Source organism: Agrococcus sp. SCSIO52902 (assembly GCF_022983135.1).
Classification (GTDB): Bacteria; Actinomycetota; Actinomycetes; order Actinomycetales; family Microbacteriaceae; genus Agrococcus; species Agrococcus sediminis.
This window is the reverse complement of the sequence record NZ_CP095269.1, coordinates 387,127-399,880: the sequence shown is the minus strand read 5'-3', so window position 1 is coordinate 399,880 and position 12,754 is coordinate 387,127. Positions and strand designations below refer to the sequence as shown.

General features: G+C 74.0%; 12 protein-coding genes. 8 read left to right on the top strand and 4 right to left on the bottom strand.

Annotated elements, in window-relative coordinates; translation table 11 throughout:
- The first annotated feature begins 27 nt into the window (after positions 1 to 27).
- Both MU522_RS01955 and MU522_RS01950 read left to right on the top strand, forming a co-directional pair.
- Positions 28 to 1,134, top strand: coding sequence for an adenosine deaminase (locus MU522_RS01955; RefSeq protein ID WP_246992092.1), 1,107 nt, complete (start codon positions 28 to 30; stop codon positions 1,132 to 1,134).
- Complete coding sequence (locus MU522_RS01950) at positions 1,131 to 1,568, top strand: PTS sugar transporter subunit IIA (protein ID WP_246992090.1); 438 nt, start codon at positions 1,131 to 1,133, stop codon at positions 1,566 to 1,568. The genes MU522_RS01955 and MU522_RS01950 overlap by 4 nt, the downstream gene beginning before the upstream one ends.
- Before the next feature lie 31 nt (positions 1,569 to 1,599).
- Here the strand turns inward: MU522_RS01950 and panD are convergent, their stop codons facing one another.
- The 3 genes from panD to MU522_RS01935 all read right to left on the bottom strand — a co-directional run bounded on the left by panD (position 1,600) and on the right by MU522_RS01935 (position 4,595).
- Complete coding sequence (gene panD / locus MU522_RS01945; RefSeq protein WP_146357855.1) at positions 1,600 to 2,019, bottom strand: aspartate 1-decarboxylase; 420 nt, start codon at positions 2,017 to 2,019, stop codon at positions 1,600 to 1,602.
- 72 nt (positions 2,020 to 2,091) lie between these two features.
- Positions 2,092 to 3,768 carry a phospho-sugar mutase gene (locus tag MU522_RS01940; RefSeq protein WP_246992088.1) on the bottom strand — a complete coding sequence of 559 codons (1,677 nt, stop codon included), beginning with the start codon at positions 3,766 to 3,768 and terminating at the stop codon, positions 2,092 to 2,094.
- A complete protein-coding gene (locus MU522_RS01935) occupies positions 3,765 to 4,595 on the bottom strand; it encodes a purine-nucleoside phosphorylase (protein WP_128190617.1) in 831 nt (276 codons plus the stop codon). Before MU522_RS01935 ends, MU522_RS01940 begins: the two co-directional genes overlap by 4 nt.
- A 184-nt stretch (positions 4,596 to 4,779) precedes the next feature.
- Between MU522_RS01935 and MU522_RS01930 the strand changes: the two genes are divergently transcribed.
- The 4 genes from MU522_RS01930 (at position 4,780) to MU522_RS01915 (ending at position 8,534) form a co-directional block, all read left to right on the top strand.
- Positions 4,780 to 5,319, top strand: coding sequence for a YaeQ family protein (locus MU522_RS01930; RefSeq protein WP_246992086.1), 540 nt, complete (start codon positions 4,780 to 4,782; stop codon positions 5,317 to 5,319).
- 36 nt (positions 5,320 to 5,355) lie between these two features.
- Positions 5,356 to 6,795: an NAD(P)H-quinone dehydrogenase gene (locus MU522_RS01925; RefSeq protein ID WP_246993394.1), complete on the top strand. Its 1,440-nt coding sequence runs from the start codon at positions 5,356 to 5,358 to the stop codon at positions 6,793 to 6,795.
- A 114-nt stretch (positions 6,796 to 6,909) separates the two neighbouring features.
- Positions 6,910 to 7,290: a hypothetical protein gene (locus tag MU522_RS01920; protein WP_246992084.1), complete on the top strand. Its 381-nt coding sequence runs from the start codon at positions 6,910 to 6,912 to the stop codon at positions 7,288 to 7,290.
- A gap of 29 nt (positions 7,291 to 7,319) precedes the next feature.
- Complete coding sequence (locus tag MU522_RS01915) at positions 7,320 to 8,534, top strand: DUF6596 domain-containing protein (RefSeq protein WP_246992083.1); 1,215 nt, start codon at positions 7,320 to 7,322, stop codon at positions 8,532 to 8,534.
- Here the strand turns inward: MU522_RS01915 and MU522_RS01910 are convergent.
- Entirely contained in the window at positions 8,515 to 10,281 is a 1,767-nt protein-coding gene (locus tag MU522_RS01910) for a biotin carboxylase N-terminal domain-containing protein (RefSeq protein WP_246992081.1), read from the bottom strand. The genes MU522_RS01915 and MU522_RS01910 overlap by 20 nt on opposite strands.
- 152 nt (positions 10,282 to 10,433) lie before the next feature.
- On the opposite strand from MU522_RS01910, the gene MU522_RS01905 reads away from it, so the two are divergent.
- Positions 10,434 to 11,027: a TetR/AcrR family transcriptional regulator gene (locus MU522_RS01905; RefSeq protein ID WP_246992079.1), complete on the top strand. Its 594-nt coding sequence runs from the start codon at positions 10,434 to 10,436 to the stop codon at positions 11,025 to 11,027.
- A 2-nt stretch (positions 11,028 to 11,029) separates the two neighbouring features.
- On the top strand, positions 11,030 to 12,754 hold the full coding sequence (locus MU522_RS01900) for an ABC transporter ATP-binding protein (RefSeq protein ID WP_128189133.1): 1,725 nt from the start codon (positions 11,030 to 11,032) through the stop codon (positions 12,752 to 12,754).

The window sequence follows — 12,754 nt, the reverse complement described above, 5'->3', positions numbered from 1 at the left end:
TCCACCGCATCGGACGACGGAGACGAGATGAGCCGCTACGAGGTCGACGGCGTCGACATCCAGAGCCTGCCCAAGGTCAGCCTCCACGACCACCTCGACGGGGGACTGCGGCCGCAGACCATCATCGAGCTCGCCGACGAGATCGGCTTCGCGCTGCCGGCGACCGACGCGGCGGAGCTCGGCGCGTGGTTCGCCGCGCAGTCGAACTCCGGCTCGCTGCCCGAGTACCTCACGACCTTCGACATCACGACCGCGGTGATGCAGACGGAGCACGGGCTGCACCGCGTCGCGAAGGAGTTCGTGCTCGACCTCGCCGAGGACGGCGTCGTCTACGGCGAGATCCGCTGGGCGCCCGAGCAGCACCTGCAGCGGGGCCTGACCCTCGACCAGGCGGTGGAGGCGGTGCAGGCCGGCATCGACGAGGCCGTCGCCCTCGTCGCCACGCACGGCGGCCGCATCCGCACCGGCCAGCTCATCAGCGCCATGCGCCACCTCGACCGGGCCGACGAGATCGCCGAGCTGGCGCTGCGGCACCGCGACCGCGGCGCCGTCGGCTTCGACATCGCCGGCCCCGAGGCCGGCTTCCCCGCCTCGCGCCTGCAGTCGGCGTTCGACCGGCTCGCCCACGCCCACTTCCCGGCCACGGTGCACGCGGGTGAGGGTGCGGGTCTCGACTCGATCGCCGACGCCCTCTTCGCGGGCCGCGCGCTGCGGCTCGGCCACGGCACGCGCATCGCCGAGGACATCGTCGTCGAGGAGGAGACCGACGACGCCGTCGTCGTGCGCCTGGGCGAGCTCGCCGAGTGGGTGAAGGACCGCCAGATCGCGCTCGAGGTGAGCCCGTCCTCGAACCTGCAGACCGGCACCATCGCCCAGTGGGGCGAGTCGCTCGACGACCACCCGATCGACCTGCTGCACCAGCTCGGCTTCTGCGTCACCGTCAACCCCGACAACCGCCTGCAGTCGGGCACGACGCTCACGCGCGAGCTGGGCCTGCTCGTCGAGGCGTTCGACTGGGAGCTCGACGACCTCGAGCAGGTCGCGCAGAACGCGGCGGCGAGCGCATTCTGCACCTTCGAGGAGCGCGAGGAGCTCGCCGACCTCATCGCCGACGGGTTCGACGACCTTCGATGACGCTCCCGCTCGACGAGGCCACGTTCTCGCCAGGGGTGCATGCCGCCGACTGGCGCGCGGCCGTGCGCGCCGGCGGCGTCGACCTCGTGACCGCGCGCGCGGTGGGCCGCGCCTACGTCGACGAGCTCGTGCAGCAGATCGAGCAGGCCGGGCCGTACTGCGTGGTCGCGCCCGGCGTGGCCGTGCCCCACGCCCGCGCCAGCGCCGTCGTGCGGCGCGATGCGCTCGCGATCGTGGTGCTCGACCAGCCGGTCGCCTTCGGGCACCCGCACCACGACCCGGTGCGCGTCGTCATCGCGATGGCCGCGCAGAGCCCGCGCCGCCACCTGCAGATGCTCGCCGAGCTCGCCAACGCGCTCGACGGCGACGGGGTCATCGACCGCCTCGCGGCTGCCGCCGACCGCGACGCGGCGATCGCGGCCCTGCGCGGCTGACGCCGGCCCGGAGCCGGAGGGCCCGAGGCCGCTAGTCGGTCAGCGGCCGCGCGGCCGTGCGCAGGTGGGTGCCCTCGGGCGCGTGCCCCGGGTCGTGGCCGGTCTCGACGATGCGGTTCGCGTCGTCGACGAACACCACCGATGGCTCGAACGCGCGCGCCTCGGCGTCGTCGAGCTGGGCGTAGGCGATGACGATGACGGTGTCGCCGACGTGCACGAGCCGGGCGGCCGCGCCGTTGACGCACAGGATGCCGCTGCCGCGCTCGCCGGGGATCGCGTAGGTCGTGATGCGCGCGCCGTTGTCGACGTCGACGACGTCGACCTGCTGGCCGGGGAGGATGTCGGCAGCGTCGAGCAGGTCCTCGTCGACCGTGAGCGACCCGACGTAGTGCAGCTCGGCCTGCGTGACCGTCGCCCGGTGGATCTTGCCCTGCAGCATCGTGCGCAGCATGCGCGTCCCTCCCGCGCCCGTCGGCGCATCCGCCCACCAGTGTGCCGCATCCGGCCGAGGCCGGGCCCTGGCTCAGGCCAGCAGCGGGCGCACCGCGTCGGCGATCGCCGCGACCCGCTCGCGCGCCGCGCGCACGCGCGCCGCGGGTGCGCCGTCGGTCGAGGAGGCGTCGATGTAGACCTTCACCTTCGGCTCGGTGCCGCTCGGGCGCACCATGACGCGCGAGCCGTCGTCGAGCGTGAAGCGCAGGATGTCGCCGATCGAGCCGTGCTCGGGCAGCGCGAGGTCGTCGGCGGCCAGCACCCGCGAGCCCGCGAGCTCGGCCGGCGGCGCCGCGCGCAGCGACGCCATGATCGCGGGGATGCGCGCGAGGTCGCTGACGCGCACGCTCACCTGCCCCGAGGCGAAGGCGCCGAACTCGCCGGCGAGCGCGAGCAGCTCCTCGCCGAGCGACGAGCCGCGCTCGTGCAGGTCGCTCGCGAGGGTGAGCAGCCGCACGAGCGCCGAGATGCCGTCCTTGTCGCGCACGGTGCCGGGGTTGACGAGGTAGCCGAGCGCCTCCTCGTAGCCGTAGACGAGGCCGGGCACGCGCGAGACCCACTTGAAGCCCGTGAGCGTCTGCACGAACTCGAGCCCGTGCGCCCGGGCGATCGCGCCGAGGCCGGGGGAGGAGACGATCGACGCCGCCAGCACGCCCTGGCCGCGCGCGGTGCGGGCGGCGTCCCAGCCGAGCAGCAGCCCGACCTCGTTGCCGGTGAGCATGCGCCAGCCCATGGGGGCGGATGCGTCGGGCACGGCGACCGCGAGCCGGTCGGCGTCGGGGTCGTTCGCGATGATGAGGTCGGCCTGCTCGGCCGTGCCGAGCGCCATCGCGAGGTCGAGGGCGCCGGGCTCCTCGGGGTTCGGGAAGTCGACGGTCGGGAAGGCGCCGTCGGGCTCGGACTGCTCGGGGACGGGGATGACGGGCGGGAAGCCCGCCTCGGCGAGCACCGCCTCGACCGTCTCGAGGCCGACGCCGTGGAGCGGTGTGTAGACGACGCGGGGGCCGCTCGTCGCGCCGGCGACGCCCTGGTCGGGCTGGCCGATCGCGGCGGTCGCGGCGACGTAGGCGCGCCAGACGGCATCGCCCGTGACCTCCGGCTCGCCGCGCGGGTAGTCGGCGACCGGCGTCTCGGCGGCCTCGGCGATGCGGGCGGCGATCTCGGCGTCGATGGGCGGCACGATCTGGCTGCCCTCGTCGTCGCCGCCGAGGTAGACCTTGTAGCCGTTGTCGGCCGGCGGGTTGTGGCTCGCCGTCACCATCACGCCCGCGCTCGCGCCGAGGTGGCGCACCGCGAAGGCGGTGACGGGCGTCGGCATCAGGCGGGGGAGCAGGATCGCGCGCACGCCGGCGCCCGCGAGCACCTCGGCGGTGTCGCGCGCGAACCGCTCGGAGCCGCGGCGGCCGTCCCAGCCGACCACGACCGAGGGGTGCGGCTCGCGGCTCAGCAGGAACGCGGCGAGCCCGGCGGAGGCCTGCTGCACGACGACGCGGTTCATGCGGTTGGGGCCCGGCGCGATGCGGCCGCGCAGCCCGGCCGTGCCGAACTGCAGGCGGCCGCGGAACGCATCCGCGAGCTCGGCGATCGCCGCGTCGTCGCCGGCCTCGGCGGACGCGATCGTCGCCTCGAGCTCGGCGCGGGTGGTCTCGTCGGGGTCGCCGGCGAGCCACGCGCGCGCCGCGGCGACGGCCTCGGGGGCGGCGCTCACGCCTGCGTCCCGATCGCGGCGACCACGTCGGCGAGCAGCCGCGAGATGCGCGCCTCGGCCTCGCGGCCCGCCTCGATGACCTCTGCGTGCGACAGCGGCGTGGTCTGGATGCCGGCGGCCAGGTTGGTGATGAGGCTCAGGCCCAGCACCTCCATGCCCGCCTCGCGCGCGGCGATCGCCTCGAGCGCCGTCGACATGCCGCAGATGTGGCCGCCGATCGCCTTCGCCATCTGCACCTCGGCGGGCGTCTCGTAGTGGGGACCGCGGAACTGCACGTAGACGCCCTCGTCGAGGCTGCCGTCGACGGTGCGGGCGATGTCGCGCAGGCGCGGCGAGTAGAGGTCGGTGAGGTCGACGAACGTGGCGCCCTCGAGCGGCGAGTCGGCGGTGAGGTTGATGTGGTCGCTGATGAGCACGGGCTGCCCCGGGGTCCAGTGCGGCTTGATGCCGCCGGCGCCGTTCGTGAGCACCATGACGGTCGCGCCCGCCGCGGCGGCGGTGCGCACAGAGTGCACGACCCGGCGCACGCCGTGGCCCTCGTAGTAGTGGGTGCGCGCGCCGATCACGAGCGCGCGGCGGCCGTCGTCGGTGCGCACCGAGCGGATCGTGCCGACGTGCCCCTCGAGCGCCGGCCGCGAGAAGCCGGTGATCTCGGTCGCGTCGATCGTGTGCGTGGTCTCGCCGAGCAGGTCGGCGGCCCGCGCCCATCCGGAGCCCAGGGTGAGGGCGATGTCGTGCGACTCGACGCCGGTGATGCGGCGGATGTCGTCGGCGGCCAGGCGCGCGACCTCGCGCGGGTCGGCAGGGGGGTCGAGCGGGTGCGTCATGGCGCCCACTCTAGAGGCGGCGGCGGGGCGCGCCTGCCGCTCAGCACAACGCAAGCCGCGCGGGTCGAACCACTGGCGCGCAGGGCGGCGGTGCCGCGTGGCTCGTACGGACCGCGTGCCGGGCTTGCGTTGTGCGGGAGGTGGCGGCGGGGGCCGGGCGGGCGCGCGCCTAGGCTGGAGCACCATGGCCATCGGCGCGACGATCCACACGTTCGACGTGCAGCTCTCGGACGTCGATCGCGGCGTCTACGAGGAGCTGTCGCTCAAGGTCGCGCAGCACCCGTCGGAGACGACGGCGTTCATGGTGACCCGCGTGCTCGCCCTGTGCCTCGAGCACGAGGAGGGCATCGGGTTCGGCGACGGCGTGGCGGGCGGCGACGAGCCGGCCGTGCTCGCGCGCGACCTGACCGGGGCGCTCATGGCCTGGATCGAGATCGGCGCGCCCGACGCCGAGCGGGTCCACCGCGGCAGCCGCGCCGCCGAGCGCACCGCCGTCTACACGCACCGCGACCCCGAGCGGGTGGCCGCGAAGTGGGCGGGCAAGCGCATCCACCGGGCCGAGGACGTGCGGCTGGTGTGGTTCGACGACGGCTTCGTCGACGCGGTCGCCGATGCCGTCGCGCGGCGGACGACGATGTCGGTCTCGCGCACCGAGGGCACCCTCTACGTCGAGGTGAACGGCACGTCGCTGACCTCGGCGGTGCACGAGCGCCCCGTCGGCTGAAGGCAGGGGATCGTCGCCGCCTGGATGTGCGGGATGATGGAGCGCGTGAGTGCATTCGAGCGCAAGCAGCGCGTGGTCATCATCGGCGGCGGACCCGGCGGGTACGAGGCCGCGCTCGCGGGCGCCCGGCTCGGCGCCGACGTGACGCTCATCGAGCGCACGGGCGTCGGCGGCAGCGCGATCCTCACCGACGTCGTGCCCTCGAAGTCGCTCATCGCGACCGCCGAGTCGGCCGCCGCGATCCGCGACGCGAGCCAGCTGGGCGTGCAGTTCTCGGTGCGCGGCGACAGCGGCCGCCCGCAGAAGCCCGAGGTCGCCGTCAACCTGCGCGCCGTCAACCGCCGCCTGCTGTCGCTCGCGGCGAAGCAGTCGCTCGACATGAAGGCCGACCTCGAGGCCGCGGGCGTCACGATCGTGCAGGGCGAGGGGCGCCTCGAGGGCCCCGGCCGCGTGGTCGTCTCGACCGGCAAGCAGGGCGCCGACTTCGACGAGTTCGAGGCCGACACCATCGTCGTCTCGGTCGGCGCGACGCCCCGGCAGCTGCCCTCGGCGATGCCCGACGGCGAGCGCATCCTCACCTGGACCCAGCTCTACGGCCTCGAGGAGGTGCCCGAGCACCTGATCGTCGTCGGCTCCGGCGTCACCGGCGCCGAGTTCGCGAGCGCCTACAGCCTCATCGGCGCCGAGGTGACGCTCATCTCGAGCCGCGAGCAGGTGCTGCCCGGCGAGGACTCCGACGCCGCCCGCGTCATCGAGGACGTCTTCCGCCGCCAGGGCATGCACGTGCTGTCGAAGTCGCGCGCCGAGAAGGTCGAGCGCACCGAGACCGGTGTGGTCGTCACCCTCACCGACGGCCGCACCGTCGAGGGCTCGCACTGCCTCATGGCCGTCGGCTCCATCCCGAACACGGCAGGGATCGGCCTCGAGGAGGCGGGCATCGAGCTCGCCGAGTCCGGCAACATCCTCGTCAACCGGGTCGCGCGCACGAACCTGCCGAACGTCTACGCGGTCGGCGACTGCGCCGACGCCCTGCCGCTCGCATCCGTCGCCTCCATGCAGGGCCGCACGGCGATGTTCCACGCCCTCGGCGACGCGGTCGACCCGATCTCGATGCGCACGGTCGCCTCGAACATCTTCACGCAGCCCGAGATCGCGACGGTCGGATGGTCGCAGAAGGAGATCGAGGACGGCATCGCGCAGGGCGAGGTGTACCGGATCGACCTCTCGACGAACGCCCGCGCGAAGATGATGGGCGTCGAGGACGGCTTCGTGAAGCTCTTCGCGCGCACCGGGTCCGGCACGGTCATCGGCGGCGTCATCGTGGCGCCGAAGGCGTCCGAGCTCATCTTCCCCGTGACGATGGCGATGGAGCACCGCCTCACCGTCGACCAGGTCGCCCGCGTCTTCCCCGTCTTCCCCTCGCTCACCGGCTCCGTCTCGGACGCCGCCCGCGCGATGCACCGCGTCGAGGACTGACGCACCGCCGGTGTCGAAACCGGCGCGCGCCGATCGTCTCCCTCGTGTGGCCGCCCGGTCACAGCACCTGCCAGACTGCGACCGACGCGCCTGGCTCGAGGAGAGGATGCGGCGATGGCCGACCAGTACCTGTTCATGATCGTCGAGCCCGACTGGGACTCCGACGCCTACGCCGGCGAGGGCGCGGGCGAGCAGATCGCGGCGGAGTTCCCCGAGTTCGAGGTCTTCGAGCGGCGCGTGGCCGAGCTCGGCGCGCGCATCGTCGCCGGCAACGCCCTCCACAATCGGCGGCACGGGGGCATCGTCCGGCCCGGGCCCGACGGCCGCGAGGTTGAGGACGCGGTGTGGACCGACGGCGCGAGCCTGGAGAGCGACGAGGTGATCAGCGGCTACTACGTGATCGAGGCGGAGTCGGAGACGATCGCGCGGCAGCTGGCGCCGCTCGTCCCGACCGGGGGCCACATCGAGTGGCGGCGCGTCTTCCCCATGGGGTGAGCGCGCGGCGGGCGTGCCACGATGGCCGCGTGGGGCCGAGCGACGAGCAGTTCCGGCGGGCGTGGCCGAGCGTCGTGCGGCAGCTCGCGGCCTTCGCCGGCTCGCTCGACGCGGGCGAGGAGCTCGCGGCCGAGGCGCTCGCGAGGGCGGTCGCGGAGACCCGGCCGATCGACGACCTCGTGGCGTGGTGCACGACCGTCGGCCGTCGGCTCCACCTCGACGCGGTGCGGGGTCGCGCCGTGCGCGAGCGCGCGCTCGGCGAGCTCGCGCTGCGCGCGGATCGAGAGGCGGCCGGTTGGGGCGGGGCGGACGACGACCGGTACGCGCTGCTGCTCGTGGCGTGCGACCCGGTGCTCGGATTCGCGAACCGGCTCGTGCTCGCGCTGCGGGTGGTGTGCGGCCTGCCGACCGCCCGCATCGCCTGGCACCTCGGCATCGACGCGCGCGCCGCATCCGCTCGCCTGACGCGCGCCAAGCGCTCGCTCGCTGCAGGGGCTGGCCGCTTCCGGGTGCCGGAGCCGGCCGAGCGGGCGGCGCGGCTGCCGGCGGTGCTCGAGTGCGTCGCGGCGGTGCACGCGGTCGCGCAGCGCGACGCGATCCGGCCCGAGAGCGCAGCGGACGACCTGGGGCGCAGCGCGTGGACGCTCGCGCGCGCGGTGCACGCCGCGCATCCCGCCGACGCCGAGGCGGAGGCGCTGCTGGCGGTGGTGCTGCTCGCGCTCGCCCGCCGGCCCGGCCGGTTCGACGCAGAGGGTGCCGCGCTGCCGCTCGACGAGGTCGACCGCACCCGCTGGGACCGTGGGCTGCTGCTCGTCGGCCTCGAGCATGCGGCCACGACCGCTGGCACGGGCGGCCGCTTCGCGCTCGAGGCGTCGATCGCAGCGCTCCACGTCGCGGCGCCGAGCGCCGAGGCGACCGATTGGGCGACGATCGCGTCGCTGCACGAGCGGCTGGTGGCGGTGCGGCCGACGCACGCGGCGCGCGTGGCGCGCGAGGTGGCGCGAGCGCGCGCGGCGCTCGCGGCCGGCGAGGCGGTCGACGAGCCGCTCGCGGCGCTCGCGCTGCTCGAGCACGACGGCCCGGGTGCTGCGCGCCGGGACGCGTCCCTCGCGCTCGCCGACCTCGCCTGGCGGCTGGGCGACGACAGCGCCGCCGAGCGGTACCGAGCGCTCGCGCCCCACCTGCCCCCGCCGCTCGCGGCGTCCGCGCTGCGGCGGGCGGCGGCTACGCCGCGTCCGGCGTGATCGTCACCAGGTGGTGGCCGGAGGGCACGGTGCCGCCGACAGGAGCATCGATCGCGGTCACGGTGCCGTCGATCGGGGAGGAGAGCGGCTGCTCCATCTTCATCGCCTCGAGCACGACCAGCAGGTCGCCGGCGACGACCCGGTCGCCCTCGGTGACGGCCGCCTTGACGACGGTCGCCTGCATCGGCGAGATGATCGCGCCGCTCGCGGCACCGCCCGCGAGCGCGGCGCGGGTGCGGCGCGGCGCCGGCCCCTTGGCGTCCTTCGTCTCGGCGAAGAGCCGCTTCGGCATCGAGACGGCGATGCGCTTGCCGTCGGCCTCGACGACCACGGTGCGGCGCGGCTCGGGGCCGCCCAGCTCGCCCGGCTCGCCACCCCATGCGGGGATGTCGTTCTCGAACTCGGTCTCGATCCACGAGGTGTAGATCGAGAAGGGTGCGTCGCCGGCCGGGGCGAACGCCGGGTGGTCGACGATGCGGCGGTGGAACGGCAGCACGGTCGGCAGCCCCTCGACCTCGAACTCCGCGAGCGCGCGCCGGGCGCGCGCGAGCGCCTCCTCGCGGTCGCGGCCGGTGACGATGAGCTTCGCGAGCATCGAGTCGAAGTTGCCGCCGATCACATCGCCGGCGACGACGCCGGAGTCGACGCGGATGCCCGGGCCCGACGGGGCGCGGAAGATGCGCACGGGACCGGGCTGGGGCATGAAGCCGGAGCCGGCGTCCTCGCCGTTGATGCGGAACTCGATCGAGTGGCCGCGCACCTCGGGGTCGTCGTAGCCGAGCGCCTCGCCCTCGGCGATGCGGAACTGCTCGCGAACGAGGTCGATGCCCGTGACCTCCTCCGAGACCGGGTGCTCGACCTGCAGGCGGGTGTTGACCTCGAGGAACGAGATCGTGCCGTCGGCGCCGATGAGGAACTCGCACGTGCCCGCGCCGACGTAGGCGGCGGCGCGCAGGATCTCCTTCGAGGCGCGGCGCAGCTCGGCGTCCTGCGCGGCGGTGATGAAGGGCGCCGGGGCCTCCTCGACGAGCTTCTGGTGGCGGCGCTGCAGCGAGCAGTCGCGGGTCGAGACGACGACGACGTTCCCGTGCGCGTCGGCGAGGCACTGCGTCTCGACGTGGCGCGGCTTGTCGAGGTACTTCTCGACGAAGCACTCGCCGCGGCCGAAGGCGGCGACGGCCTCGCGCGTGGCGGAGTCGAACTGCTCCTCGACCTCCTCGCGCGTGCGGGCGACCTTGAGGCCGCGCCCGCCGCCGCCGAACGCGGCCTTGATCGCGACGGGCAGCCCGTGCTCGTCGACGAACGCGAGCACCTCGTCGGCGCCCGCGACGGGGTTGATGGTGCCGGGCGCGAGGGGCGCTCCGACCGACTCGGCGATGTGCCGCGCGGAGACCTTGTCGCCGAGCTGCTCGATGGCGTCGGGGCCCGGCCCGATCCAGATGAGGCCCGCGTCGATCACGGCGCGCGCGAAGTCGGCGTTCTCGGCGAGGAAGCCGTAGCCCGGGTGCACCGCGTCGGCGCCGGAGCGGCGCGCGACCGAGATGATCTTGTCGATCACGAGGTAGCTCTCGGCGCTCGTCGCACCGTGCAGCGAGTACGCCTCGTCGGCGAGCTGCGCGTGCTGCGCGTCGCGGTCGGGCTCGGCGTACACGGCGACCGAGGCGATGCCGGCATCGCGCGCCGCGCGGATGATGCGGACGGCGATCTCGCCGCGGTTGGCGATGAGGACCTTCGTGATGCGGGGCATGGTTCCTCAGCCTAGGCGGCGACGCATGACGGATGCGTGCACTCGCCACACAGGGTGACGGCGATCCGTTGCCGATTCCCACAGTCGCGACCGGCGGCGCGCCGTCGATCGACCCTTGGTGAGTGAGCGCTCACTCACCTATGCTCGGAGACGTGCCCCCACCCATCCCTCGCCTCAGCGCCGACGACCGGCGCGCGCAGATCATCGAGGCCGTCACGCCCGCGGTGCTCGAGCACGGCGCCGCGATCACGAGCCGCCAGCTCGCCGAGGCCGCTGGCGTCGCCGAGGGCACGCTCTTCAAGGCGTTCGGCGACAAGGAGTCGCTGCTCGTCGCGCTCGCCGACCACCACCTCGACGCCGCCGACTGGGCGGCCGAGCAGGCGCGCCTCGAGCACGGCTCGCTCGAGGAGATGCTGACGACGACGGTCGACGCGATGGTCGAGCGGATGCGCTTCATCTTCCGGCTCGTGATGGCGCTCGGTCCGATCGGGCAGCGCTGCGCGCAAGCCAGGCAGGGCGAGCTCGAGTCGTCGAAGGCGCGGCTCGCCGAGCGCTTCGAGCCCTACCGAGACCGGCTGCGCGTCGCGCCGCTCGCCGCGGCCGACATGACGCGCACGCTCGCCTGGGCGGCCGCCTCCGGCTGGGGCGACACCGCCCCGTCGGTCACCGCCGCCGACGTGGTGCAGGTGCTGCTGCACGGCATCGGCAGCGCCGCCGCACCCGCCCTCGTCGACCCGGAGGCCTGACCGTGCTCTGGAAGCTCATCGTCCGCTACGTGCGCCCCTCGTGGCTCCCGCTCCTGCTCGTCGTGCTGTTCCAGTTCGCGCAGTCGGTGCTGTCGCTCATGCTGCCGACGATCAACGCCGACATCATCGATGAGGGCGTGCTGCAGGGCGACACCGACACGATCTGGCGCCTCGGCGCGCTCATGCTCGGGCTGAGCCTCGGTCAGGTGGCCGCGAACATCCTCGCGATCCTCTTCGGCGCGCGGCTCGCGATGCGCGCGGGCCGCGACCTGCGCGCCGACGTCTTCGCCACGGTCGGCGACTTCAGCGAGCAGGACGTGCAGCGCTTCGGCGCCGCGAGCCTCATCACCCGCACGACGAACGACGTGCAGCAGGTGCAGATGCTCATCCTCATGTCGTGCACCATGCTGCTGTCGGCGCCGATGCTCGCCGTCGGCGGCATGATCATGGCCGTGCGGGCCGACGGCACGCTCTCGTGGCTCATCGCCGTCGCCGTGCCGCTCATGCTGCTCGTGCTCGGCTTCCTCGTCTGGAGGCTCGTGCCGATCTTCCGCCTGCTGCAGGAGCGCATCGACGGCATCAACAAGGTGCTGCGCGAGCAGCTCACCGGCATCCGCGTCATCCGCGCCTTCGTGCAGGAGCGGCGCGAGCGCGCCCGCTTCGCGGTGGCGAACGACGGCGTGACCGACGCGATGATCCGCACCGGCAACATCTTCGTGCTGATGTTCCCGATCATCATGCTCATCGTCGAGGTCTCGAGCGTCTCGGTGCTGTGGTTCGGCGCGCAGCTCGTCGACGCCGGCGAGCTCGAGATCGGCACGATGATGGCCTTCCTGCAGTACCTCATGCAGATCCTCATGGGCGTGCTCATGGCGACCTTCATGACGATCATGATCCCGAGGGCCGCGGTCTCGGCGAAGCGCATCGGCGAGGTGCTCGAGACGGTGCCCTCGATCGAGCGCGTCGCGGTCGGCGACCGCATGCCGACGCCCGGCACCGTCGAGCTGCGCGACGTGCGCTTCCAGTACCCGGGCGCCGAGACGCCGGTGCTCGAGGGCGTCTCGCTGCGCGCCGAGCCCGGCGAGACGGTCGCGATCATCGGCTCGACCGGCGCCGGCAAGACGACGCTCGTGAACCTCATCCCGCGGCTCTTCGACGCCACCGGCGGCAGCGTGCTCGTGGGCGGCGCCGACGTGCGCGACCTCGACGCCGAGACCCTCTGGCGGGGCATCGCCATCGTGCCGCAGCGGCCCTACCTCTTCGCCGGCACCGTCGCGTCGAACCTCCGCTACGGCAACGAGGAGGCCACCGACGAGCAGCTCTGGCGCGCGCTCGAGATCGCGCAGGCGGCGGGCTTCGTGCAGCAGATGCAGGGGCAGCTCGGCGCGCGCATCTCGCAGGGCGGCACCAACGTCTCGGGCGGGCAGCGCCAGCGGCTCTCGATCGCGAGGGCGCTCGTCGCCGAGCCCGACGTGCTCGTCTTCGACGACTCGTTCTCGGCGCTCGACCTCACGACGGATGCGCGCCTGCGGGCGGCGCTGCGGGAGGCGGTGGGCGCGACGACGCAGATCGTCGTCGCGCAGCGGGTGTCGACGATCGTCGACGCCGATCGCATCGTCGTGCTCGACGCCGGCCGGGTTGTCGGCACCGGCAGCCACGACGAGCTGCTCGCCGGCAGCGCCACCTACCGCGAGATCGTCGAGTCGCAGATGGCAGTGGAGGCCTGA

Excerpts from the sequence above, each read along its gene's own strand:
- MU522_RS01955 (WP_246992092.1), top strand. The coding sequence starts at position 28 with ATGAGCCGCTACGAGGTCGACGGCGTCGACATCCAGAGCCTGCCCAAG.
- MU522_RS01950 (WP_246992090.1), top strand. The coding sequence starts at position 1,131 with ATGACGCTCCCGCTCGACGAGGCCACGTTCTCGCCAGGGGTGCATGCC.
- panD (WP_146357855.1), bottom strand. The coding sequence starts at position 2,019 with ATGCTGCGCACGATGCTGCAGGGCAAGATCCACCGGGCGACGGTCACG.
- MU522_RS01935 (WP_128190617.1), bottom strand. The coding sequence starts at position 4,595 with ATGACGCACCCGCTCGACCCCCCTGCCGACCCGCGCGAGGTCGCGCGC.
- MU522_RS01930 (WP_246992086.1), top strand. The coding sequence starts at position 4,780 with ATGGCCATCGGCGCGACGATCCACACGTTCGACGTGCAGCTCTCGGAC.
- MU522_RS01925 (WP_246993394.1), top strand. The coding sequence starts at position 5,356 with ATGGAGCGCGTGAGTGCATTCGAGCGCAAGCAGCGCGTGGTCATCATC.
- MU522_RS01920 (WP_246992084.1), top strand. The coding sequence starts at position 6,910 with ATGGCCGACCAGTACCTGTTCATGATCGTCGAGCCCGACTGGGACTCC.
- MU522_RS01910 (WP_246992081.1), bottom strand. The coding sequence starts at position 10,281 with ATGCCCCGCATCACGAAGGTCCTCATCGCCAACCGCGGCGAGATCGCC.